This window comes from Pseudomonas sp. (genome assembly GCF_040514055.1).
Classification (GTDB): Bacteria; Pseudomonadota; Gammaproteobacteria; order Pseudomonadales; family Pseudomonadaceae; genus Aquipseudomonas.
In genome coordinates this window covers 22830-47304 of sequence record NZ_JBEVDL010000040.1, presented here as the reverse complement: position 1 = coordinate 47304, position 24475 = coordinate 22830, and the positions used below count along the sequence as shown (strand labels likewise).

Genomic DNA, 24475 nt, shown 5'->3' with positions numbered 1-24475 from the left:
GGCCGGCCAGGCAGGCGCCCAGCAGCATGGCCTGGCGCGCCTCGCGCTGCTGCCCGTCGTGCACCACCGTCATCAAGTTCGTGGCCAGCAGGCGCAGCGCCTCGCGGGCCAGCAGGTCGGACAGCGGATTTTTCTTCAGCTTGCTGGTATAGGCCTCGATGGCATGCACCATGGCGTCGATGCCGGTGGCGGCGGTCACCGCCGGTGGCAGGCCCAGGGTCAGCTCGGCATCCAGCAGCGCCAGGTCCGGCAGCAGCAGGGGCGAGACCACGCCCATCTTGGTGGTGGCGCCGGTGGTGATAATGGCGATCGGTGTCACCTCCGAGCCGGTGCCGGCGGTGGTCGGCACCTGGATCAGCGGCAGGCGTTGGCCCTTGGCGTTGCCGACCCCATAGATGTCCGCCAGGCTTTGCAAGCACAGCGGGTGGGCCTGCAACGCCACCAGCTTGGCTACGTCCAGGGAGCTGCCGCCACCAAAGCCGACCACCAGTTGCACCTGCTGCGCACGGGCCTGTTCGACCGCCGCCTGCACCACGGCTTCCGGCGGATCGGCCAGTACCTGGTCGAAGACCTGCACCGCCACGCCTTCGGCGGCGAAACCCGGAAGTATCGCCGCCAGCAAACCGAGGCGGGTGATGCCCGGGTCGGTGACGATCAACACCGACTGCGCGCCGCGCTCGCGGCACAGGCTGCCCAGGCGCCGGGCGGCGCCGGCTTCGCAGAGTATCTGGGCGGTGGTGGCAAAGCTGAACGCCTGCATGCTGGCTCCTTCTTGACGCGGTGGGACGGGGCGGGAGGAACGGGCTAGGACAGCGGCTCGGCTTCAGAAGGCGAAGTGCTCCGCCGGCAGCGCCAGCAGGCAGGCCGCGCCGCCCAGCAGGGCCTCGCGATGACTGCTGGCGCGCGGTAACACCCGCCGCAGGTAAAACGCCGCACTGGCCAACTTGGCCTGGTAAAAGGCCGGCTCGCCGCGGCCTGCGTCCAGGGCGTCCTGGGCCCGGGCGGCGGCCTGCAGCCACAAACCGGCGAGCAGTACATAGGCCGAATACTGGAGGAAATCCACCGCCGTGGCACCGATTTCCTCCACATCGCCGCGGCTCATGGCAATCACTTCGCGCCCCAGCTCCTGCCACTCGCCCAGGCGTTCCAGTACCGGGGTGGCCATGGCGGCCAGGGCAGGGCGGGCCTGCTGCGCCTGGGCCAGCTGGCGGAATTCGGTTTGCAGCGCCGCCAGTTCGGCGCCGCTGTCGACGAGGACCTTACGACGGATAAAGTCCAGCGCCTGGATGCCGTTGGTGCCCTCGTACAACTGGGTGATGCGGCTGTCGCGCATCAGCTGCTCCATGCCCCATTCGCGGATATAGCCGTGGCCGCCGAACACCTGGACGCCATGGCTGGCCACTTCCTGGCCCATGTCGGTGAGAAAGGCCTTGACGATCGGGATCAGCAACGCGGCGCGGCTGCCGGCCGCCCGGCGCGCCTCCACCTGCGGGTGGCCATGCTGCAGGTCCAGTTGGCGCGCGGTGTAGGCGGCGAGCATGCGGCCGCCTTCCACCAGGGTCTTTTGCGTCAGCAGCATGCGCCGTACATCCGGGTGGACGATGATCGGGTCGGCGGCCTGCTGCGGCGCCGTGGCACCGCCCAGGGCGCGCGACTGCAGGCGTTCGCGGGCGTAGCCCAGCGCACCCTGGAACGCCGCCTCGCCGATGCCCAGACCCTGCAGCCCGACCTGGAAGCGCGCGTCGTTCATCATGGTGAACATGCCGGCCAGGCCCTGGTGGGCCTCGCCGATCAGCCAGCCGCTGGCGCCGTCAAAATTCATCACGCAGGTGGAGGTGCCCTTGATGCCCATCTTGTGTTCCAGCGCGCCACAGCTCAGGGCGTTGCGCGGCCCCAGCGTGCCATCGGCATTCACCAGGAACTTCGGTACCAGCAACAGACTGATGCCCTTGACCCCGGGCGGTGCGTCCGGCAGGCGTGCCAGCACCAGGTGGACGATATTGTCGGTCAGGTCCTGGTCGCCGCCGCTGATAAAAATCTTGCTGCCACTGACCCGGTAGCTGCCGTCCGCCTGGGGTTCGGCGCGGGTGCGCAGCAAGGCCAGGTCGGTGCCGGCCTGGGGCTCGGTCAGGCACATGGTGCCGGCCCATTCGCCGCTGACCAGCTTGCCCAGGTAGCGCTGCTGCAGTTCGGCACTGCCATGGGTGTGCAGGGCCAGTACCGCGCCTTCGGTCAGCCCCGAATAGACGCGAAACGCCAGGTTGGCGCCCATCAGCATTTCATGGACATTACAGGCCAGCAGCTGGGGCAGGCCCTGGCCGCCGAAGGCGACCGGCCCGGTCATGCTCGCCCAACCGTTGGCGACGAACTGCTGGTAGGCGGCGCGAAAGCCGTCCGGTGTGCTCACCTGCCCCTGGTGCAGCTGGCAACCCTGTTCATCACCCGGGCGATTGAGCGGGGCGATCACTTCGCCCGTAAAGGCCGCGGCCTGTTCCAGTACAGCGTCGATCAGCGCGCGGTCCAGATCATGGCCGAGCAGGGCGCAATGGGCGCTGAGGTCGAAGAGTTCGTGCAGGACAAACGCCATGTCGCGCAGCGGGGCCTGGTAGCTCATGCGCGAGCCTGCTGAAGCGAGGCAAAGGTCTGGCCACTGGCGGCCAGGCGTTCGATCAGCGGGGCCGCTTGCCACTGCTCACCGAAGCGCTGCCGCAGCACTGCCAGGCGTGCCAGCAGGTCGGCCGTGCCCTGGCGGTCGGCCCAGCTCATCGGGCCGCCGGTGGCCGCCGGAAAACCGTAGCCGTTGAGGTAGACCAGGTCGATGTCCTGGCTGCTGCCGGCGATGCCTTCCTCGAGGATTTTCGCGCCCTCGTTGACCAGCGCCAGCAGGCAGCGCTCGAGGATCTCCGAGTCGTCGATGGCGCGCCGGCTAAAGCCCAGCTGTTCGGCCACCTGCACCACCAGGGCATCCACCTCGGGGTCCCGTTCGGCCTGGCGGCTGCCCTCGGCGTACTGGTAATAACCACGGGCGGTTTTCTGGCCGAAGCGGCCCAGCGCGCAGAGGCGATTGTCGACCTGCACCGTCGGCTCGTCCTGGCCGCTGCCCGCCAGTTCGCGGGCTCGCCATTCCAGGTCGATACCGACCACGTCGTACATGCGGAACGGGCCCATGGCAAAACCGAAGGCCTGCAGCGCCGTGTCCACCTGCCGTGGTAGGGCGCCCTCGAGCAGCAACAGCCGCGCCTCGCGCACGTAGGTGCGCAGCATGCGGTTGCCGATAAACCCGGGGCAGTTGCCGGCCACCACACTGACCTTGCCGATGCGCTGGCCCAGCGCCAATGCCGCCTGCAGCACCGCGGGCGCGGTCTGGGCGCCGCGCACGATCTCCAGCAGTTTCATGATGTGCGCCGGGCTGAAGAAGTGCAGGCCCAGCACCTGTTGCGGGCGGCTGGTCACGGCGGCGATGGCGTCGATGTCCAGCGCCGAGGTGTTGCTGGCGAGTATCGCGGCTGGCTTGGTCAGGGCATCCAGGTCGCGAAAAATCTGCTGCTTGAGCGCGAGGTTCTCGTACACCGCCTCGATCACCAGATCGGCATCGGCCAGCGCGGCGTAGTCGGCGGCGGGGCTGACACAGGCCCGGCGCTCGGCGGCCTGGGCATCGTCGAGGCGACCCTGGCGCACGCCGTGGGCCCAGGTCTCGGCAATCGAGGCCAGGCCTTGCTCGAGCATCTGCGGGTTGTTGTCCAGCCACTGCACGGCGAGACCGGCGTTCGCCAGGCTGATGACGATTCCGCGGCCCATGGTGCCCGCCCCGATCACGGCAGTCTTCTGAATGGGCATTACAGTGCTGGTCATCCCCTGCCTCCGGCGGCATAAACAACGTCGTCCGCCACCATAGGCAAGGCGATACTATTTTTGAAATTTAGTCTTGTGATGGTTAGTATTCATAAAGTGAATATATCGACGTTCGACCTCAACCTGCTGCGCGTGCTCGATGCCTTGCTGCAGGAGCGCAACGTGTCCCGCGCCGCCGAACGCCTGGCCCTTAGCCAGCCCGCGGTGAGCAACGCCCTCGGCCGCTTGCGCGCGTTGCTCGACGACCCGCTGCTGGTGCGCGTCGGCCGCGGCATGCAACCAACGCCCCGCGCCCTGGAGCTGGAGACGCCGATTCGCGCCGCCTTGCAGCAGATCCAGGAAAGCCTGGGCGAAGGCCTGCGCTTCGATCCGGCCAGCAGCCAGCGGTGCTTTCGTATCGCCGTCACCGATTACGTCGAGCTGATCTGCATGCCTCGGCTGTTGCAGCAGTTGGCGCTGGAGGCGCCGGGGCTGCAGATCGAGATCCAGCACCTGTCCCCGCGGCTGCCCGTCGAGGCGCTGGACCAGGCCGAGCTGGACCTGGCCCTGGGTCGCTTCGAGGAGGTGCCCGAGCGTTTTGTGCGGCGCCCCTGGATGAGCGAAACCCTGCAGCTGGTGGTGCGTCGCGACCACCCCCAGCTGCAGGGCCCGCCTGGGCTGGAGGCGTTCCTCAAGCTGCGGCACCTGTGGGTGCATGGCGGCCAGACCCGTGGCATGGTCGATCAATGGCTGGCCGGGCAGGGCTTGCAGCGACGGATCGCCTACACCACTCCCAACTACCTGCAAGCCGCCCATATCGTCGCCAGCACCGACCTGGTGGCGGTATTGCCGACCCAACTGGCGCGTTATTTCGCCGGACTGATGCCGCTGCAGCTGTACGAGCTGCCGTTCCACCTGGGGCCCTTTCACCTGGAGATCACCAGTCCGGCCTTGCGCGAGCGGGATCCGGCCCTGCAGTGGCTGATTGGCAAGATCCAGCGGCTGGGCTAGGGCTGATGTGGTTTGCATAAGTCAGCATTGGACAAGTCAGGGGTGCGGTGCCCTCTGTTCACTTCGCGCTGACTTATTGGCGGACTCCGCCGGAAGGTTTAAGTACCTGGGTGTTTATTGGCGTTATTTTTCTGCCAGGCGCTAAATACCGGCGCCATTAATCGTCCACCCGCCGACTTTAAAAATAAAGAGGAGTTTTTTGACTTGCTTCTGCCGGGGGAAGCGCATACTGCGGGTCGTTCGGTTTTTACCGCCCTCTGATACAGGATGTTCAGGGACGTTCGACACAGGCTATGGAGGCCCAGATGAATAACGATAAGACGAAAAAGTCGGCCGCGATTCTATTGATCGAAGAAGAAATTGCCTTGATTTCCTATTCGGCGGAACCCGATACCGCCCGGGCCAGGGGCTTGCTGGAAATGGCCGAGGCAACGCAGGTCCTGGATCTGCTGGATATCCGTTATTGGAAACTGCAGGTAAATATTGCCTGTTATGCGCGGCGGCAAAACCTGCGTTATCACTTGCCCGGCCATGCCTCGCACAAGGGGCCGCAGCCACCGGGCTGGGCGTAAATGGACGGAGCAGCGGTGTGGTAAATATATTTCACCTTGGGTCATTAATTCGCGATTAGGCAATAACGAGCCAGTAAAGTGCCATCTTATATTAATTAATGATCTATTTTTCAGGTTGTTGCTAATAACTAATGACAGCGAAATGCAAGGGTCGGCACTTTAATGGCGCTGCTGTCATTAAATATAAGGCGCGGCGCGAATATCTTGGGGTTGGCAGATTTATATTATTATGTGCAAAAAAAGGTATATAGTCAGGGGTTCAAGTACCCACACGGTCGCCTTTCGCAAATGGATAGTCAAGAGGGGCCCGGGTTCGCCGTATGCTTGACCTGCCGGGCCGGCGACCAGGCAGACGCCCAGCAGCTGGCGGCGACCATGGCCGGCATACTGCAAGAAATCGAAGCCGCGCTGAGCCCGATCATCGGGCCGGGCGGTGTGGTCGCCCTTTACAAGCGCAGCCTGCACCTCGCGGGGGCCAGTCATCCCTGGTTGGTCGACAGCCTGAAACAATCTGCTGTTGGCCTGGACCTGGCCTCGCTCGAAACGGCCTTCGCCGCACAGAGCGCGGCCAGTGCCGCGGTGGCTGGCGCGGCCCTGCTACAAACATTTCACCAATTGCTGGTCAGCCTGATCGGCCCCTCGCTCACCGAGCGTTTGCTGCGCGGCGTGTGGGAAAACTCTTCGAACGGCCCGTTCGCCCAGGACACCTCGCCATGAGCAGTAAAGTGACAATCAATCGCCTGGCCACCGGCGTGCCCGGCCTGGACGAGGTGCTGGGGGGCGGGTTGCCGGAGTTTTCCTTCAACCTGATCGCCGGCCCGCCGGGTTGCGGCAAGACCACCCTGGCCCACCAGATAATGTTCAAACTGGCCACGCCGGAACGCCCCGCCCTGTATTTCACCGTGCTCGGCGAACCACCGCTGAAAATGCTGCGCTACCAGCAGCAGTTCGCGTTTTTCGACAGCCAGGCGGTCAACGGCGCGATCCACTATATCAACCTGGGCGACGATACCCAGGCGGGCGACCTTAACCAGGTGCTGCGGCGGATCGTCGCCGAGGTGGAGCGCCATGCGCCGGCCCTGGTATTCGTCGACTCCTTTCGTTCGGTGGTGCTGGCCAGCGAAACCCAGGCCAATCCCAACAACAACCTGCCGCAGTTCGTCCAGCAGTTGGGCATGCTGATGACCAGCTGGCAAGCCACCACCTTTCTGATTGGCGAGTACTTCACCGAGACCGACTCCAGCCCGGTCTTTACCGTGGCGGATGGCCTGATCTGGCTGCGCCAGAGCGTCCTGCGCAATTCCATGGTGCGCAAGATGGAGATCATGAAAATGCGTGGGCAGCCGACCCTGCCCGGGCTGCATACCTTTCGCATCGGGCCGGCCGGTATCCAGGTGTTCGCCCCCGTCGCCAGCCTGGAGGGCAGTCACCAGGAACCGCTGACAGCGCCAGTGGGGCGCCTGCGGATGGGCGTGCCGCTGCTTGACGAGATGCTCGGCGGCGGCCTGCCACGCGGTTACTCATTGCTGGTGGCCGGTCCCTCGGGGTCGGGCAAGAGCATGCTGGCGGCGGCCTTTTTGGCCGAGGGCGCGCGCGCTGGCGAGACCGGGGTGATCGCGGTGTTCGAGCAGCGCCCCAACCGACTGCGCAGCCCTCAGGTGGCCGAGTTGATCGCCAGCGGCCAGGTGGGCGTGGTGGACAGCCGCGCCCCCGACCTGTCCATCGACGAGGTGGTGCTGCTGTTGATCACCGAAATCCAGCGGCTCAAGGCCAGCCGGGTGGTGATCGACTCGCTCTCGGGGTTCGAACTGGCCCTGGCGCCATCCTTTCGCCAGGACTTTCGCGAGTCGCTGGCGCGTCTGGTCACCGCCTTGGCGCAAACCGGGGTCAGTGTGCTGATGACCTCCGAGCTGGAAGACCGCTACACCGATCTGCGGTTCAGCCCCTACGGCACGGCGTTTCTCACCGATGCGATCATCGTGCAGCGTTATATCGAAGTCGAGAGTCGGCTGCGGCGGCTGATGGCGGTGGTCAAGGTGCGCGGCAGCGCCCACTCCGACCAGCTGCGTGAATTCACCATCGACGACAGCGGCATCCGCATCGGAGAGCGGCTTTCCGACCAGGAAGGCCTGTTGGGCGGTCGGCCAACCCGCAAGCGAGCAGTCCATAGGGCCGAGGCCCAGGGTGACGAAAATGCCTGATCTCAACAGGCCGGGGCAGTGAACGAGCTGCCGGGCAGAAGCGAGCGCGCCGCGCAAAAGGCCGCGCGGGAGCTGGCGCACCTGCTGGAGCAAACCGACGAGGCGCGGGGCGTATTGGCGCTGCTGCAGCAGCATGTGGCCGCCACCGAAAATCGGTTGGTGATCACCAGCTCCAGCCAACTGGTGGAGGCCAACGCGCAATTGGTGGTCTCCATGCTGCGCAGCCAAGTACGAGTCGACAAGACCGAACGGCAGCTCAAGGAAGCCTTGCACCTGGCCGAATTCGACGCCCTGACCGGCTTGCCCAATCGCAGCCTGCTGCTGGATCGGGTCAAGCAGGCGATTTCCGTGGCGCGCCGTCATAATCGCCATTTGGCCTTGCTGTTTCTCGACCTGAACAATTTCAAGCAGATCAACGATACCCTGGGCCATGCCGTGGGCGACCAGGTGCTCAAACGCGCCGCCGAGTGTTTTGTCGGCGCGGTGCGCGACGCCGACACCGTCAGCCGCCATGGCGGCGACGAGTTTCTGATCCTGCTGTCGGAGGTGTCGCAAGCCGCGGACGCCGCCCTGATCGCGGAAAAGATCATCGCGGCCCTGGGCGCCCCGCGGCGGGTGGGCGAGCATGTGCTGAGGCTGACCGCCAGCATTGGCATCAGCCTCTTTCCCGAGGACGGCGAGCAGAGTACTACCCTGATCGATCACGCCGATGCGGCCATGTACCGGGCCAAGCGCCTGGGCCTGGGCAGTTATGTCTTCTACGGCGACGAACCCAGCAACGAACCGCAGCTGGAGCCGCAGACCTTTGCGTCGTTGAAACGCCTGGTCACCCACTATGAACTGGCCCAGGCCGAGCATGAGCGTCAGCACCTGCAATTGCGCGAAGCCAATGAAAACCTGCTGTTGGCGGCGCTGGGCGCCCAACAATTGCTCGCCGCCTCGGAGCAGGCGCTGCGTCAGCAGAAAGACCTGTTGGCCATGGTCGCCCATGAGTTGCGTAACCCGCTGACGCCGCTGAGCATCGCGGCGGGGCGGCTCGATCGGGTGCGCAAGGAGGAGTTGCCGCGCATGCAGGCGCTGATCGAGCGCCAGGTGCAACAAATGGTCCGGCTGGTGGAGGACCTGCTGGATGTGTCACGGATCCAGACCGGTAAATTGCGTATCGAGCGCCAGGATTTGGACCTGGCAGTGTGCATTGACCAGGCCCTCGACGCCTGCCGGCCGGCCATGGATACCCGCTTGCAGCTGTTCAGCGTACATCTGCCGAATGCTGCGCTGGGCGTTTTCGGCGATCCGCTGCGGCTGACCCAGGTGCTGAGCAACCTGTTGGATAATGCCTCGAAATACACGCCCAATGGCGGAACCATCACGCTGTCGGTCAGCATCCAGGAGCAGGAAATCGTCTTGAGCGTCGTGGACAGCGGCATTGGTATCAGCGCCGCCGCCTTGCCCGATATCTTCCAGCCTTTTGTCCAGGACTCCCAGGCCATAGGGTTTAACGGCGTGGGACTGGGCATCGGGCTGACCGTGGTGCGTGAGCTGGTGGAGGCCCATGACGGCAGCGTGGTGGCCAGCAGCGAAGGCAGCGGCTGTGGCTGCCAATTTGTGGTCAGGCTGCCCTTGATCGAGCTGTAGGGGCGTCACCCATGCCTGGGCGTAGGCCCTGGCGATGCCGCACCGCGGACTCTGCTGGCTGTCGACCCGGTGGCTCGCGACCCACACGGTTTTATCCGCAGCCGGTGTGCGGCGGGGCTGTGCTGGGCGACTCCGCCGGTATTAACTCGCACCTCTGGCCCCCGCCAGGGTCCATAGTCTTATGAACGCTTGCTGGGTGAGCCCGAACCGGGTCCATGGACTGCTCCGGCCAGCGTTGCCACACAGGGTTTCCCATGCCCTGGGCGCCGGTTCACCGGCCAGGCGATCGGCCCGCAAGGGCGCGTCGTCGGTCGATTGATCCTTGGCCCAGGGCTTTTTTGGTAGGTTCAGCCCATCGACGCCTATCGCGTACGCAATGTCGCCAGCAGGGCTTTCATGAACCTCGATTTTCGTTCCTTGTTCGGAACCCCGGCGTCTGCCGCACCCTGGGCCGATACGGCGCCGGTGCGTGAAGAGCTGTTTGGTGTCGAACGCCTGGAACAGCATGCCCAGAGCCTGGCCGCCGCCCAACCGGTGACCGAGTGGCCGCCGCGGGTGTTGTCCCTGCAACGTCGGCTGGACGCCAATGCCGCGGTGCTGCTGGCGGCCTACCGGGCCAGTGCCCTGGAGCTGGAGTGCGGGCGCAGCGTGGTCCCGGCCGCCGAGTGGTTGCTGGATAACTACCACCTGGTCGAGGCGCAGATCCGCGAGATCCGCGATGACCTGCCGCCAGGCTACTACCGCCAACTGCCCAAGCTGTCCTCGGGCCCCTTTGCCGGTTATCCCAGGGTCTTTGGCTTGGCCTGGGCCTTTGTCGCCCACACCGACAGCCATTTCGACCCCGATACCCTGCGGCGTTATATCGCCGCTTATCAACAGGTCCAGCCGCTGACCATCGGCGAGCTGTGGGCCGTGGCGATCACCCTGCGTATCGTGCTGATCGAGAACCTGCGCCGCCTGGCCGACCAGATCAGCGCCGGGCGTGCCGCCCGGGCCGAGGCCGATGCCCTGGCCAACCGCCTGCTCGACGAAGGCGCGGCGCGCGGCACCCTGCAAATGGAGATCGCCCGGCGTCCGGCCGAGCCGCTGTCCGATCCCTTTGCCGCCGAGCTGGCCAAGCGCCTGAGAAACCACGACCCGTTGACGACCCCGGCACTGGGCTGGCTGGAAGAGCAGCTCGGCACCCAGGGCACCTCCATCGACGAGGTGGTGCAGCATATCCAGCAACGTCAGGGTGCTTCCAACCTCAGCGTGCGCAATGTCATGACCAGCATGCGGCTGATCTCCGATATCGACTGGAGCGAATGGTTCGAGAGCGTCAGCCTGGTGGACGAGCGCCTGCGCGCGGCCAGCGCCTTCGGTGAGATGGATTTTCCGACGCGCAACCTGTACCGCAGCGCCATCGAGCAGTTGGCCCGCGGCGCGCCGATTTCCGAGCTGGAAATCGCCGATCAGGCCTTGCTTGCCGCCGAGCAGGCGGCGCAGGCCGTACCCGGGCCGCACAGCGAGCGGGCCAGCGACCCGGGCTTTCACCTGATCGCCGAAGGGCGCCTGGCGCTGGAACAGCGTATCGGCTTCGAGCCGCCGTTGCGCGTGCTGATCAACCGCCTGCACCTGCGCCTGGGCATGGCGGGTTATGTCGGCAGCATCCTTGCCCTGACCGCGCTGTTGCTGCTGGGCGCCGCCTGGGCGTTGGCGCTGCCGGCCCTGGGCGGCGTCGCCCTGGCGCTGTTGCTGCTGGTGGGCGCCTTGCCGGCCACCGAGGCGGCCACCGCGCTGGTCAACCGCCTGGTCACCTGGAGTTTCGGCGCCATGACCCTGCCGGGCCTCGAGCTCAGCCACGGCGTACCGCCCGCGTTGCGGACCCTGGTGGCGGTGCCGACCTTGCTGACCAGCGAAGCCGACCTGCGCGAGCAGATCGAGGGGCTGGAGGTGCATTACCTGACCGGCGCCAGCGGCGATATTTCCTTCGCCTTGCTGACCGATGGCCTGGATGCCCAGCAACAGGTGCTCGAGGGCGATGCCCACTTGCTGGATGTGGCGGTGCAGGCCATCGCCGAGCTCAACCGACGCTACGGACCGGCACCCGGCGGTTCGCGTTTTCTGCTGCTGCACCGACGCCGGTTGTTCAACCCGCAGCAGGGCTGCTGGATGGGCTGGGAGCGCAAGCGCGGCAAATTGCAGGAGCTCAATCGCTTGTTGCGCGGCGCCACGGACACCTCATTTATGCCCCTGGACGGCTGCGACCAGCAGCTGCCGACCGACGTGCGTTATGTCATCACCCTGGACGCCGATACCCGGCTGCCGCGGGACGCGGCGCTGCGCCTGATCGGCAAGCTGGCCCACCCGCTGAACCGCGCCTGCTTCGATCCCCTGTCCCGGCGCGTCACCCGCGGCTACGCCATCCTCCAGCCGCGGGTCACGCCCTCGCTGCCGGTGGGTCGCGAAGGCTCGCTCTACCAGCGGGTGTTTTCCAGTCCGGGCGGCATGGACCCCTATGCGGCGGCCGTTTCGGATGTCTACCAGGACCTGTTCGGTGAAGGCTCCTACACCGGCAAGGGGATCTATGACCTGGACGCCTTCGAGGCTTCCCTGGACGGCCGGGTGCCGGAAAACGCCTTGCTCAGCCATGACCTGTTCGAGGGCATTTTTGCCCGTGCCGGCCTGGCTTCGGATGTCGAGGTGGTCGAGGAGTTTCCCGCGCGCTACGACGTGGCGGGCAAGCGCCAGCACCGCTGGACCCGTGGCGACTGGCAGCTGCTGCCCTGGGTCTGCGGACACTGGCGCGGAGTCCAGGCGGTGTCCGCCGTGGGCCGCTGCAAGATGCTCGATAACCTGCGCCGCTCGCTGCTGGCGCCGCTGACCTTGCTGGCGTTGGCGCTGTGCTGGCTGCTGCCGTTGCCGCTGGCGCTGACCGGCACCCTGTTGCTGCTGGCGGCCACGGCGCTGCCGGCCTGGTTGCCGATCCTGTTTTCCCTCTGGCCGCAGCGTCCCGGCATCCGGCCGCAAAGTCATTTGAGCCGGTTGTTCGACGACCTGCGCCTGGCCCTGTGGCAAACCTTGCTGTCCCTGGTGTTCCTGCCCGACCAGGCCTGGCGCATGCTCGACGCCATCGGCCGCAGCCTGACGCGCCTGGCACTGACCCGGCGCAACCTGCTGGAGTGGACCACGGCCGCGCAATCGGTAATCAGTCCGCGCCTGGGGGTACTGGGTTTCTACCGCGGCATGCTCGGCGGGGTGGTGCTCGGTGCGCTGGTACCGGTCGCTGTGCTGCTGCTGGCACCGGCGTCCTGGCCCCTGGTGCTGCCGTTCGCGCTGCTCTGGCTGGCGGCGCCGCTGGCGGCGCAGTGGGTCAGCCGGGCGCCCAAGGTCGTTGGCGGCCAGGCGCTGGCACCGACCGAGGCGCGCGAGTTGCGGTTGATCGCCCGGCACACCTGGCGCTTCTTCGAGACCTTTGTCACCGCCGCCGACCATATGCTGCCGCCGGACAATTTCCAGGAAGATCCCAAGCCAGTGGTGGCCCGGCGTACCTCGCCGACCAATATGGGCCTTTACCTGCTGTCGGCCATCGCCGCCCGCGATTTCGGCTGGGCCGGTACCCTGCAGACCGTCGAGCGGCTGGAGGCCACACTGGAGACCATGCTTAATCTGCCGCGCTGCAAGGGGCATTTTTTCAACTGGTACGCCACCGAGGACCTGCGTGCCCTGGAACCGGCCTATGTGTCTTCGGTGGACAGCGGCAATCTGGCCGGGCACCTGCTCGTCGTGGCCAATACCTGCGAGGAGTGGTGCGCCGCGCCGCGCGCCCCCCAGGCGCTGCAGGGACTGCTGGATACCCTGGGCCTGGCGCGCCAGGCCCTCGATGCCGCGTCCAGCGTCGGTAGCGAGCGCGGTCGGCTACTGCTGGAGCTGCTCGATGAATTCGAGGCCCAGGTGCAGGCCGCCGAAGCGGTGGAGACCCTCGCGGCCACCCTGAAACGCCTGGTCGACAAGGCGGCCCGCCTGGCCCAGGACCTCGCCAGCGGCGAGCAGGATACGACCGACCTGAGCTTCTGGATCGAGGCGCTGGCACTGACGCTTGGCGAGCACAACCGCGACCGCCAGGCCGCGAGCGAGGCCCTCCCGGCGCTGCAGGCACGCCTGCGGGCGGTGGCGCAGACCGCCCGGGAAATGGCCCTGGCCATGGACTTCGCGTTCCTGCTGGACCCGGAACGTAAGCTGCTGTCGATCGGTTACTCCCTGGCCGACAACAGCCTGGATTCCAGCTGTTACGACCTGCTCGCGTCCGAGGCGCGCCTGGCCAGCCTGTTCGCCATCGCCAAGGGCGATGTCACCACCCGCCACTGGTTTCGCCTGGGCCGCACGGCCACGCCGCTGGGCAAGGGCTCGGCGCTGATCTCCTGGTCGGGCTCGATGTTCGAATACCTGATGCCCTCACTGGTGCTGCGTGCCCCGGCCGGCAGCCTGCTGGAGCAGACCAACCGCCTGGTGGTGCGACGCCAGCAGGCCTACGGGGTCGCCAATGGCACGCCCTGGGGCATTTCCGAGTCGGCTTACAGCGCCCGCGACATGGAGTTCACCTACCAGTATTCCAACTTCGGCGTGCCGGGGCTGGGCCTCAAGCGCGGCCTGGCCGAGAACCATGTGATCGCCCCCTATGCCACCGGGCTGGCGACCATGGTCGATCCCCATGGCGCCTTGCTCAATTACCGACGCCTGGCCGCCATGGGCGCGCTGGGCCGCTACGGGTTTTACGAGGCGCTGGATTTCACCCGCAGCCGCTTGCCGGATGAGCAGCCCTTCGCCCTGGTGCGCAACTTTATGGCCCACCACCAGGGCATGAGCCTGGTCGCCATCGCCAACACTCTGCAGGGCGGGCGCATGCGCGCGCGGTTCCACCGCGAGCCGATGATCCAGGCCTGTGAATTGCTGTTGCAGGAGCGCATGCCGCGGGATGTGGCCATCGCCCATCCGCGGGCCGAGGAAGTGAAGGTGCGGGCTCCCGAGGAGGGCAGCCAACTGCAGAGCGTGCGCCGCCTGAGCGTTTCGGCGTCGGCGCCGCCGGTGACCCAGCTGCTGAGCAATGGCCGTTACGCGGTGATGCTGACCGCGGCGGGCGGAGGCTACAGCCGCTGGCGCGATATCGCCGTGACCCGCTGGCGCGAGGATTCGACCCGCGACGACTGGGGCTCGTTTATTTTCCTGCGCGATACCCAGACCGGTATCGTCTGGCCGGCGGCCGGGCAGCCCCTGGGCAGCCGGGCCGACCGTCACGAGGTGCTGTTCGGCGAGGACCAGGCCGAATTTATCCGTCACGATGGTAGCCTGGTCACCAGCCTCGACGTGCTGGTTTCCGGTGAGGACGACGGCGAGGTGCGGCGGGTCTCGCTGGCCAACAGCGGTCGGCGTACTCGCGACATCGAGCTGACCTCCTATGCCGAGGTGGTGCTGGCCGCCGCCTCGGCCGACAACGCCCACCCGGCCTTTGCCAAGCTGTTTGTGGTCACCGAATACCTGGCCGAGTTCGGCGCGCTGCTGGCCACCCGCCGGCCGCGCTCCCAGGGCGAGGCGCAGGTCTGGGCCGCGCACTTCGCGGTGGTGGAAGGCGAGGTGGTGGCCGATCCGCAGTACGAATCCGACCGCGCGCGGTTTATCGGCCAGCGGCCCACTGTCGCGGCTGCTGCGGTGATCGTCGACGGCAAGGCCTTGTCCAACACCGTGGGCACCGTGCTCGACCCGATCTTTTCCCTGCGCTACCGGGTCAAGGTCGCGCCAGGCAAGGTGGCGCGCGTCGCTTTCTGGACCCTGGTCGCCGCCTCGCGCAGCCAGTTGCTGGACCTGGTGGACAAACACCACGACCGCAGCGCCTACGAACGGGCCAAGACCCTGGCCTGGACCCAAGCCCAGGTGCAACTGCGCCACCTGGACGTGCTGTCCGCCGAGGCGGCCGACTTCCAGCGCCTGGCGGCACCTATCCTCTATGCCGATCCGCGCTTCCGCGCGCCCTCGGCGGCGATCATCGCCGGCGCAGGCGCCCAGTCGGGGCTGTGGTCCCAGGGCATCTCCGGCGACCTGCCGATCGTGCTGCTGCGTATCGACGATGTCCAGGACATGGCCCAGGTGCGCCAGCTGCTGAGGGCCCACGAGTACTGGCGGATGAAGCGCCTGGGCGTCGACCTGGTCATCCTCAACGAACACGCCTCGTCCTACCTGCAGGACCTGCAGATCGCCATCGAGACCGCGGTGCGCAGCAGCCAGTCGCGCCCGCGTTTTGGCGCCGAACTGGCCCAGGGCTCGGTCTATGTATTGCGTGCCGATCTGCTCAGCGTCGAGACGCGGGCCCTGCTGCGGGCGGTTGCCCGTGTCGCCCTGATCGCCCGGCGCGGGCCGATCAGTGGCCAGTTGGCGCGCCACCTGAGCGGCGCCGTTACACCGGCGGCGGTGCAATCCCTGGCCGGCCCGTCGCCGGCAGTCGTCCCGAGTAATCTGGCCAGCCACGCGGCGGGGTTGGAGCTGTTCAACGGCCTGGGCGGCTTCGCCTGTGACGGGCGGGAGTACGTGATCCTGCTGGACGCAGGCCGCACCACGCCGACGCCCTGGATCAACGTGATCGCCAACCCGCGGTTCGGCTTCCAGGTTTCAGCCCAGGGCAGTGGCTATACCTGGGCCGAGAACAGTCGGGAGAACCAGCTGACGCCCTGGTCCAACGATCCGGTCACCGACCCCTGTGGCGAGGCTTTTTACATCCGTGACGACGACAGCCTGGCGCTGTACAGCCCGACGGCGCAGCCGATCCGCGATGGGGGCTTGTATATCGCCCGGCATGGCCGGGGCTACAGCCGTTTCGAGCATCAGGTCGACGGCCTGCAGCTGGAACTGCTGCAGTACGTGGCGCTGCAGGATCCGATCAAGATTTCCCGGCTGACCCTGCGCAATACTGCCGATGTGCCGCGCCGGCTGTCGGTGACCCTTTTCAACGAGTGGGTGCTCGGCACCTCCCGGGGTGCCTCGGGCCCCTTTATCGTTACCCAGCGCGACCCCGCCAGTGGCGCGCTGCTGGCGCATAACCCCTGGAGCCTGGCGTTTCCCGGGCGCGTCGCGTTTGCCGACCTGGGCGGTCGGCAGAGCCACTGGAGCGCCGATCGCGGCGAGTTTATCGGTCGCCAAGGCGACCTGGCCGCGCCCCAGGCCTTGCTCGGCCGCGTGCCGCTGTCCGGCAACTGCGGCGCCGGCCTCGACCCGTGCGCGGCGCTGCAGTGCCAGGTCGAACTGGCGCCGGGCGAAAGCGTGGAACTGGTCGGGTTTATCGGCCAGTGCGCCTCGGCGCAGGACGCCAGCGACCTGGTCGCCCGTTACCGCGACGCCGACCTGGATGCGGTGTTGGCCGAGGTCACGGCACACTGGCAGCACGCCCTCGGTTCGGTCCAGGTGCAAACCCCCGACCGGGCCATGGACATCATGCTCAATGGCTGGTTGCTCTACCAGACCCTGGCCTGTCGCGTCTGGGCGCGTTCGGCCTTCTACCAGGCCAGCGGCGCCTATGGCTTTCGCGACCAGTTGCAGGATGGCATGGCGCTGACCTTTTCCCAGCCCCAGGCCACCCGTAGCCACCTGTTGCGCGCGGCCGGCCGCCAGTTCGCCGAGGGCGACGTGCAACACTGGTGGCTGCCGCACTCGGGGCAGGGGGTGCGCACACGCATCTCCGACGACCGGGTCTGGCTGGCCTTTGCCACCGCTACCTATATCCTCGGCGCGGACGACGTGGCGGTGCTCGACGAGCCGGTGCCGTTCCTCGAAGGGCCCTTGCTGGGCGCCGGCGAACATGACGCCTTCTTCCAGCCGATGGTCTCCGTGGAGACCGCCAGCCTGTTCGAGCACTGCGCGCGCGGCCTCGACCAGTGCCTGCAACTGACCGGGGTACTGGGCCTGCCGTTGATCGGCAGCGGCGATTGGAACGACGGCATGAACCGGGTCGGCGAGGCTGGGCAGGGCGAAAGTGTCTGGCTCGGCTGGCTGCTGCTGCGCACCCTCGGGCTCTTCGCGCCGCTGGCCGAGCAGCGCGGGACGCCGGCCGACCTGGCCCGCGCCGAGCGCTGGCGCCGGCACGCCGGGACCTTGCAGCAGGCGCTGGAAGGCGAAGCCTGGGACGGCGAGTGGTACCGGCGGGCGACGTTCGACGACGGCACCTGGCTGGGCGCCAAGGACAGCCCGGAGTGCCGCATCGACTCCATCGCCCAGTCCTGGGCGGTCCTTTCCGGTGGCGCCGACCCGCAGCGCGCGGCCATGGCCATGGACTCGGTGCAGCAGCACCTGGTGCGACCGGCGGAGGGGTTGGCGCTGCTGTTCACCCCACCGTTCGACCAGACCGAACACGATCCCGGTTATATCAAGGGTTATCCGCCGGGCCTGCGGGAGAACGGCGGGCAGTACAGCCATGCCGCCGTGTGGGTGATCCTGGCGTTCAGCAAGCTGGGCGCCGGCGACCAGGCCCAGGCGCTGTTCAACCTGCTCAACCCGATCAACCACGCCCGCACCCCCGAGCAGACCCAGGTGTACAAGGTCGAGCCCTATGTGGTCGCCGCCGACGTCTATGGCGTGGCGCCGCACACCGGGCGGGGCGGCTGGACCTGGTACACCGGGGCGGCCGGCTGGATGTACCAGGCCGGTGTTGGCGGTATTCTCGGCATCCGCCGCGAAGGCGACTGGTTGTTGCTCGATCCGTGCATCAGTGCCAGCTGGCCGGGGTTCAGCGCCACGGTCTGCCTCAACGGCGGCGAGTACCGGATCCGCGTGGACAACCCCGAACAACGCTGCCAGGGCCTGCGCCAGGCGTCGCTGGATGGTGTGCCGCTGGCCTGCGACGAAGGGCGGGTGCGGGTACGCTTGGACGCAGGCCAGCATGAGCTGGTGGTGAGTCTGTAGGGGCAGCGCGCCAGGGTGTCAACGGGTCCCAGGGCAGGCGAACTTTTCGCCGCGCGGCCAGTCGGAATGGGCGTCATGGGGCCGTCATAAACACCCGATAGGCTTGGCCCCAGTGACGCAGTCCAGGATCATACGAGGAAGGTTTGCATGGACGAGTATCAGGAAGAGTTGCTGGAACGGCGGGCGGTGGAACAGGATCCGCCCGAGCCTGCGGAAGATGCCACCGAGCTGTAGGCGAGGCAGGGCCTGAGCGCCGCGTGGCGTCTCAGCCGAGCAGGCGCTGGGCGCGGCGAAATTCCCCGGGTGTCTGGCCGCTCCAGCGTTTGAAGGCCCGCTGGAACGCCTCCGCCGAGGCAAAACCGAGCAGGTAGGCGATTTCGCCGAAGGCCAGTTCGGTGTCGCGGATATAGGCCATCGCCAGGTCGCGGCGGGTGTCGTTGAGGATGCCGCGAAACTGCGCCCCTTCCTCGGCCAGCTTGCGGCGCAGGGTCCAGGTCGGCAATTGCAGGCGCGCGGCGACTTCCTCCAGGTCCGGTTCCCGTCCGTTCAACAGCGGCCCGAGCAATTGGGTGACCCGCTCGCGCAGGCTGCGCGTGCGCGTCAGTTGCTCCAGCTCCCGTTCGCAAATCTCCAGCAGGTGCGCCCAGGTGCTGGGGCAGTGCAGGGGATTGCGCAGACCCAGGCTTGCCTGGTCGAGGCGCAGCTGGTTGCGTTCGGCGCCGAACTCCGGCGGCGCGCCAAACAGCTCGGCGTAGTCGGCGGCATAGGCGGGGGCGGGGAACTCGATCTCGACCTTGACCGGCTGCAGCGCTTGCCCCGCCAACGCCCTCAGCTGACACAACCAGCCGGCCAATACCGAATCGATGACAAAACGGTTATAGGCGTTATAGGGGCTGATCGAATAAAAACGCAGCCAAGCCCCTTGGGCGTCTTCGTGGAAGCTCGATTGCCCCCGGTAGTTCGAGGCGTACAGCGGCTCGAATCGAATCAGGGCACGGGCCGCTTCGCGCACCGTGGGTGCCTGCGCGGCGGTCACGCCGGCCAGCCCGACCTGGCTCAGGCGGCTGAGGCGGCCCATCCACAGGCCGAGGGCGGGCTCACCGGTCAACTGGATGGCGGCGTGACCCAGGCGCATATAACGCGGAATGGACAGGCGCGCCCGGGATTCGCCCAGGCGTGCGGCGTCGAGGCCGTACTGCTCGAGCAGCGGCGCGGGAGCGCTGCCCAGGGCGCGCACGGCATCCGCCAAACCGTCGACCACCCCAACGGACAGGTCGCCCAGGCGTACCCGTCGGGTGTTCACCGTGGGGGGGATCCGCTGTGCAGCAGGTGACTGCCGGGGGGCGCGGAGCCCTGGGCATCTTCAGGAATCAAGTCCATGCCGCGGGGTGCGCCGCCGATGGGCCAGCTCAACTTGCCGCGCAGGAACAGGGCCTCGCTGCGTTGGCCGTCGGGGCTCAACAAGCGGCTTTGCGGGTGACCTGCCGCGCCGTCGCGTTCGACCCGCCAGAGCTGTCCCGCCAGCTCGATCCGTTGCGGCTCGGTGTCCAGGGCAGGCTGCGGCCAAGCTTCGCTGTAGGCCTCGCCGAGGATGCGGCCGTCGGCGCCGAATACCAGGCTGAGGTTGCGCAGCGGTCCCGTGCCGCTGCGCAATTGGCCGTTCTCCACCCGCGGTGCCGGCAGCAGGATGGAGCCGGCCAGCAGGGTGATTCGGTAGTCGCGGGCCAGGCCGGCGAACAGGGTCTGGTAGTCCTCGGCCATTTGCGCCGACTTCATGCGCAGCAGGGCTTCGTCCAGGCGATGGGCGTCCAGGTTGAGCAGCAGGACCTTCACCGCCAGCCAGGGATTGCCCAGCAGCAGCCAATCGCGCACCTGCTTGCGGGTGCGTGCCTGGTAGAACTCGACTTTTTCGCCGCGGGCGATCAGCCAGGTGCCGATATGGTCAGGCAATGCCACCAGGCTACCGGGCGGCAACAGCCCCGCCTGGCGAGCCTGTTCCAACGCCGCGGCGAGCTTGAGGCGCAGGTGGGCCGGGCTCTGGTAATCCAGCGGGAACAGCTGCGGGCGGATCAGCAACAGCTGGGGTTCGGTCGCCGCCGACGTCGCCGGCGCGACCACGGCGCTGCGCAGGTCCGACAGGTAGTGGGCCGAAGGACGTTGGGCGGACCAATAGAGGAAGGCGCCCAGACCGCCGATCAGCAGCAGGAGCACCAGGCAGAGCTTGAATAGGCGCATGGCAGACAGGTTATGGAGAGGTGCGCACAGGGTAGGCATCCCGGCCTGACTTGCCAAGCCTCCCTGCGCATTTCGATCAATAACTTGTTAGTTACGATCATTGAGCGGGCTGCGGCCGCCCTCTATTGTGCAGGCATAACCGACCGCGGCCCCGGAGCAACCCAGGAGGCTGCGGCATTCCGTGAATACACCGCTCGATCTGGAGACACCATGACCGCCGCTCACTACCCGCACCTGCTGGCCCCCCTGGACCTGGGCTTTACCACGCTGAAGAACCGGACCCTGATGGGGTCGATGCACACCGGGTTGGAAGAAAAACCGGGTGGCTTCGAGCGCATGGCCGCTTACTTCGCCGAGCGTGCGCGCGGCGGGGTCGGGCTGATGGTCACGGGCGGCATCGGGCCGAACGAGGAAGGCGGGGTGTATTCCGGGGCGGCCAAGCTGACCACGCTGGAGGAAGCGGAGAAACACAAGATCGTCACCCGCGCGGTGCATGAGGCCGATGGCAAGATCTGCCTGCAGATCCTGCATGCCGGGCGTTATGCCTACAGCCCGAAATCCGTGGCCCCCAGCGCGATCCAGGCGCCGATCAACCCGTTCAAGCCGCGCGAGCTTGACGAAGAGGGTATCGAAAAACAGATCCAGGACTTCGTCACCTGCTCCAGCCTGGCCCAGGTGGCCGGCTACGATGGCGTGGAAGTCATGGGTTCGGAAGGCTATTTCATCAACCAGTTCCTGGCCGCCCATACCAACCAGCGCACCGACCGTTGGGGCGGCAGCTACGCCAACCGCATGCGCCTGCCGGTGGAAATCGTCCGCCGGGTCCGCGAGGCGGTTGGCCCGAACTTCATCATCATCTATCGCCTGTCGATGCTCGATCTGGTCGAGGGCGGCAGCACCTGGGACGAAATCGTGCTGTTGGCCAAGGCCATCGAGCAGGCGGGTGCGACCCTGATCAACACCGGCATCGGTTGGCACGAGGCGCGGATTCCGACCATCGCCACCAAGGTGCCGCGCGCCGCCTTCACCAAGGTCACCGCCAAGCTGCGCGGCTCGATCAGCATTCCGTTGATCACCACCAACCGCATCAATACCCCGGAAATCGCCGAACAGGTGCTGGCCGAAGGGGATGCCGACATGGTCTCCATGGCGCGGCCGTTCCTCGCCGACCCGGAGTTCGTCAACAAGGCCGCGGCCGGTCGGGCCGACGAGATCAACACCTGCATCGGCTGCAACCAGGCGTGCCTGGATCATACCTTTGGCGGCAAGCTGACCAGTTGCCTGGTCAACCCGCGGGCCTGCCACGAGACCGAGCTGAACTATATCCCCACCACCCAGGTGAAGAAGATCGCCGTGGTCGGTGCCGGCCCGGCCGGTCTGGCGGCGGCCACGGTGGCCGCCGAGCGCGGGCATCAGGTGACCCTGTTCGATTCGGCCGCCGAAATTGGCGGCCAGTTCAACGTCGCCAAACGGGTGCCGGGCAAGGAGGAGTTCTTCGAAACCCTGCGCTATTTCAAGCGCAAGCTGGAAACCACCGAGGTCGACCTGCGCCTGAATACCCGGGTGAGCGCCGCGCAACTGGCGCAGGGCGGGTATGACCAGATCATCCTGGCGACCGGTATCGCCCCGCGCACCCCGGCCATTCCGGGGGTCGAGCATAAGAAAGTGATCAGCTACCTGGACGCTATCCTGCAGCGCAAGCCTGTCGGGCAGACCGTGGCGGTAATCGGCGCCGGCGGCATTGGCTTCGACGTGTCCGAGTTCATCGTCCACCAGGGCGTGGCGACCAGCCTGGACCGCGAGGCGTTCTGGAAGGAGTGGGGTATCGACACCGCGCTGGACGCCCGTGGCGGGGTCGCCGGTATCCAGGCCGAACCCCATGCGCCCGCGCGTCAGGTGTTTTTGTTGCAGCGCAAGAAAACCAAGGTCGGTGACGGCCTGGGCAAGACCACCGGCTGGATTCACCGCGCCGGCTTGAAAAACAAACAGGTGCAGATGCTCAACGCCGTCGAGTACCTGAAGATCGACGATGCCGGCCTGCATATCCGCATCGGCGAGGGCGAGCCGCAGCTGTTGCCGGTGGACACGGTGATCATCTGCGCCGGCCAGGATCCGCTGCGGGAGCTGCACGAGGCGCTGCTGGCTGCCGGGCAACAGGTGCATCTGATCGGCGGAGCGGACGTCGCCGCCGAACTGGACGCCAAGCGCGCGATCGACCAGGGGTCGCGTCTGGCCGCCATCCTCTGAAGGCAGGACCCGGCTCGGCCGCTGGCGTCTGCTGGTGGCCTTCGCCTGCCCTGGCGTTCAACGCCCGGGCGAACGGGCACTGGAGGGCGCCCATCGGCTCCGCGTCGACGACGCGAGCGAGCTTCACGATCCTCGGGTTCGGCCGGTGAGCGGCCTGCCCGGCTTCGGTGAGGCGGTGCATCGCCGTTTGGCTGCGCTTCTGGCGGCCAAACTTTAGGCCGGTTCCACCAAGCACGTCACATTTCTGGTCTGCCATTGGCGTCGGTTTTCGGCACTGGCAGAGCCACTGCCAACCCAGTCACATTGCCCGCCGCCCGTTTTCCCCTAGACTTGGCCCGACCAGGGTTCGCGCTTGATTCCGCACGCATTGTGCTGTCAGCCTAGAACGTTAGAACGTTGCCCGCCCCGGCGGACTATCACCGTGTTGGCCTAGAGGTAAACCGATGAGCATGCAGATCAAGCCTCAAATGGTGGAGGCCGTGATGTTTTTCAGCGAACGCGGCATCTGCAAGGAGATGCTCTTTCCTGAATTTGAGGCCTTGCTCGACGGTGTGGTGAACATGCCGGAATTCGCTGACGAGCAGATGCGCGTCGTGTTCGTGATGATCAATCCGCGCCTGCTGATCAGGGCCGCGGTGTTTTTCTACCTCGACTTTGACGAGAAAGGTTCGCCTGACAGTGGCTGGAACCTGCCGCTGCGCCACCTCGCCGAGCGCGCCGGACGCGGCCCGGACCTTGGGGCGGGGCCGATTCGACTGGCCTGTCGCAGCCAGTGCCCGGTGTCGTGGCACCAGATGCACCTGTGGGATCCCAGCCTGGCCCCCGGCAATAACGACCTGGTGCTGCTGCGCGACGCGGCCAAACGCAATGCCTTGGGCTTGTTGGTCGAGGACGATTCGGCCCAATCGGTCGCACCTGAGCGCTTGCAGATGGCGTCCGAGGACACCTGGCACGCGCCAGACCCGGCGCGGGAGGTGGCGGAGGAGCTCAGCGAGAAACTGGATCAGGAACACCGCCTGAAAACCGCGCAACTGATCAAGCAGCAACGCCTGCGCATCACCAGCCTCAGTCAGCAGGCCGAGGACGAACTGGCCAAGTTCAAATTGGCCAGCGAGGAGCAGAGCAAGAACCTGCAGGGACAGATCCATGGCTTGCACCAGGCACTGCGCCAGCAAGAGGAACTGAACGCCAGCCTCAAGGCGCAACTGGTGGCTCAGGCGGACGGCTTTCAGAAAAGCCGCGAGGAAATGACCCGCCAACTGCGCGCGATCGAAACCCACGGGCGTACCGAGACCGATATCCTGCGCACCCAGTTCGAGGCCGAGAGCCAGGCCAAGGTGGCGGCCGCGGTGGTGGAGTACAAGGAGCAGATCGCCATTCGCGATATGGAGCTGGCCTACCGCAACGAGCAGGACGCCCAGGTCCAGCAGGAACTGGAGCGCCTGCGGCGCGAACGGGAAGAATCGGCGCGCCAGAGCGGTGACCAGATCCTCGAGCGACTGGCCAAGCTGGGCATGGTCTTCGTCGTCTATCACCCGGGTGCCGGCCACCTGACCATTCCCCTGCAGGATATCGCCCGTTACCAGGACAATCCCATGGTCTATGCAGCGGCCAAGTGTTTTGTTTCGGAAACCCAGTACCGCCAGTGGCTGATGCATTACCAGCAACCCAGCTGCGAAGCGCCTTTACCCAGTGGCGAGCGCTGCGCGATGCCCATCGACCGGATCGACAACCCCAGCCGTTTCGTGGTCGGCGATTCCAACTGCTGCGCCCGGCACAAGGCCTCGGCTAGCCGCCTGCGCACCGTAAGCTGATCGCCTT

13 protein-coding genes are annotated in these 24475 nt (G+C 66.7%); 8 read left to right on the top strand and 5 right to left on the bottom strand.

The genetic code is table 11. The annotated features are described in order from the left end of the window. The 3 genes from ABWY06_RS10470 to ABWY06_RS10460 all read right to left on the bottom strand — a co-directional run. A partial coding sequence (locus ABWY06_RS10470; protein WP_353925508.1) for an iron-containing alcohol dehydrogenase occupies positions 1-760 on the bottom strand: 760 nt, incomplete at its 3' end. A gap of 63 nt (positions 761-823) precedes the next feature. Beyond that, complete coding sequence (locus ABWY06_RS10465) at positions 824-2614, bottom strand: acyl-CoA dehydrogenase C-terminal domain-containing protein (RefSeq protein WP_353925507.1); 1791 nt, start codon at positions 2612-2614, stop codon at positions 824-826. Beyond that, on the bottom strand, positions 2611-3852 hold the full coding sequence (locus ABWY06_RS10460; protein WP_353925506.1) for a 3-hydroxyacyl-CoA dehydrogenase: 1242 nt from the start codon (positions 3850-3852) through the stop codon (positions 2611-2613). The genes ABWY06_RS10465 and ABWY06_RS10460 overlap by 4 nt, the downstream gene beginning before the upstream one ends. 96 nt (positions 3853-3948) lie before the next feature. On the opposite strand from ABWY06_RS10460, the gene ABWY06_RS10455 reads away from it, so the two are divergent. The 6 genes from ABWY06_RS10455 to ABWY06_RS10430 all read left to right on the top strand — a co-directional run bounded on the left by ABWY06_RS10455 (position 3949) and on the right by ABWY06_RS10430 (position 18172). Beyond that, entirely contained in the window at positions 3949-4842 is an 894-nt protein-coding gene (locus tag ABWY06_RS10455) for a LysR family transcriptional regulator (RefSeq protein ID WP_353925510.1), read from the top strand. 305 nt (positions 4843-5147) lie between these two features. Next, positions 5148-5414 carry a hypothetical protein gene (locus tag ABWY06_RS10450; RefSeq protein ID WP_353925505.1) on the top strand — a complete coding sequence of 89 codons (267 nt, stop codon included), beginning with the start codon at positions 5148-5150 and terminating at the stop codon, positions 5412-5414. 375 nt (positions 5415-5789) lie between these two features. Further along, complete coding sequence (locus ABWY06_RS10445) at positions 5790-6131, top strand: hypothetical protein (protein ID WP_353925504.1); 342 nt, start codon at positions 5790-5792, stop codon at positions 6129-6131. Continuing rightward, positions 6128-7615: an ATPase domain-containing protein gene (locus tag ABWY06_RS10440; RefSeq protein WP_353925503.1), complete on the top strand. Its 1488-nt coding sequence runs from the start codon at positions 6128-6130 to the stop codon at positions 7613-7615. The genes ABWY06_RS10445 and ABWY06_RS10440 overlap by 4 nt, the downstream gene beginning before the upstream one ends. An 18-nt stretch (positions 7616-7633) precedes the next feature. After that, complete coding sequence (locus tag ABWY06_RS10435) at positions 7634-9250, top strand: diguanylate cyclase domain-containing protein (RefSeq protein ID WP_353925502.1); 1617 nt, start codon at positions 7634-7636, stop codon at positions 9248-9250. A gap of 396 nt (positions 9251-9646) precedes the next feature. Next, entirely contained in the window at positions 9647-18172 is an 8526-nt protein-coding gene (locus ABWY06_RS10430) for a glycoside hydrolase family 94 protein (protein ID WP_353925501.1), read from the top strand. Between the two features lie 265 nt (positions 18173-18437). Here the strand turns inward: ABWY06_RS10430 and ABWY06_RS10425 are convergent, their stop codons facing one another. Both ABWY06_RS10425 and ABWY06_RS10420 read right to left on the bottom strand, forming a co-directional pair. Then, positions 18438-19475, bottom strand: coding sequence for an AraC family transcriptional regulator (locus ABWY06_RS10425; protein ID WP_353925500.1), 1038 nt, complete (start codon positions 19473-19475; stop codon positions 18438-18440). Beyond that, positions 19472-20407 (bottom strand): carbon-nitrogen hydrolase family protein, encoded by a 936-nt coding sequence (locus ABWY06_RS10420; protein WP_353925499.1) that lies wholly within the window; start codon positions 20405-20407, stop codon positions 19472-19474. The genes ABWY06_RS10425 and ABWY06_RS10420 overlap by 4 nt, the downstream gene beginning before the upstream one ends. A gap of 210 nt (positions 20408-20617) precedes the next feature. Between ABWY06_RS10420 and ABWY06_RS10415 the strand changes: the two genes are divergently transcribed. Together ABWY06_RS10415 and ABWY06_RS10410 are read left to right on the top strand one after the other, a co-directional pair. Continuing rightward, positions 20618-22654 carry an oxidoreductase gene (locus tag ABWY06_RS10415; RefSeq protein WP_353925498.1) on the top strand — a complete coding sequence of 679 codons (2037 nt, stop codon included), beginning with the start codon at positions 20618-20620 and terminating at the stop codon, positions 22652-22654. Positions 22655-23097: 443 nt separating this feature from the next. Then, the gene (locus ABWY06_RS10410) at positions 23098-24468 is read left to right on the top strand and encodes a chromosome partitioning protein ParA (protein ID WP_353925497.1); all 1371 of its coding nucleotides are present in this window, start codon (positions 23098-23100) and stop codon (positions 24466-24468) included. The last annotated feature ends 7 nt before the right edge of the window (positions 24469-24475 follow it).

Excerpts from the sequence above, each read along its gene's own strand:
- ABWY06_RS10465 (WP_353925507.1), bottom strand. The coding sequence starts at position 2,614 with ATGAGCTACCAGGCCCCGCTGCGCGACATGGCGTTTGTCCTGCACGAA.
- ABWY06_RS10450 (WP_353925505.1), top strand. The coding sequence starts at position 5,148 with ATGAATAACGATAAGACGAAAAAGTCGGCCGCGATTCTATTGATCGAA.
- ABWY06_RS10440 (WP_353925503.1), top strand. The coding sequence starts at position 6,128 with ATGAGCAGTAAAGTGACAATCAATCGCCTGGCCACCGGCGTGCCCGGC.
- ABWY06_RS10445 (WP_353925504.1), top strand. The coding sequence starts at position 5,790 with ATGGCCGGCATACTGCAAGAAATCGAAGCCGCGCTGAGCCCGATCATC.
- ABWY06_RS10430 (WP_353925501.1), top strand. The coding sequence starts at position 9,647 with ATGAACCTCGATTTTCGTTCCTTGTTCGGAACCCCGGCGTCTGCCGCA.
- ABWY06_RS10415 (WP_353925498.1), top strand. The coding sequence starts at position 20,618 with ATGACCGCCGCTCACTACCCGCACCTGCTGGCCCCCCTGGACCTGGGC.
- ABWY06_RS10460 (WP_353925506.1), bottom strand. The coding sequence starts at position 3,852 with ATGACCAGCACTGTAATGCCCATTCAGAAGACTGCCGTGATCGGGGCG.
- ABWY06_RS10410 (WP_353925497.1), top strand. The coding sequence starts at position 23,098 with ATGAGCATGCAGATCAAGCCTCAAATGGTGGAGGCCGTGATGTTTTTC.
- ABWY06_RS10420 (WP_353925499.1), bottom strand. The coding sequence starts at position 20,407 with ATGCGCCTATTCAAGCTCTGCCTGGTGCTCCTGCTGCTGATCGGCGGT.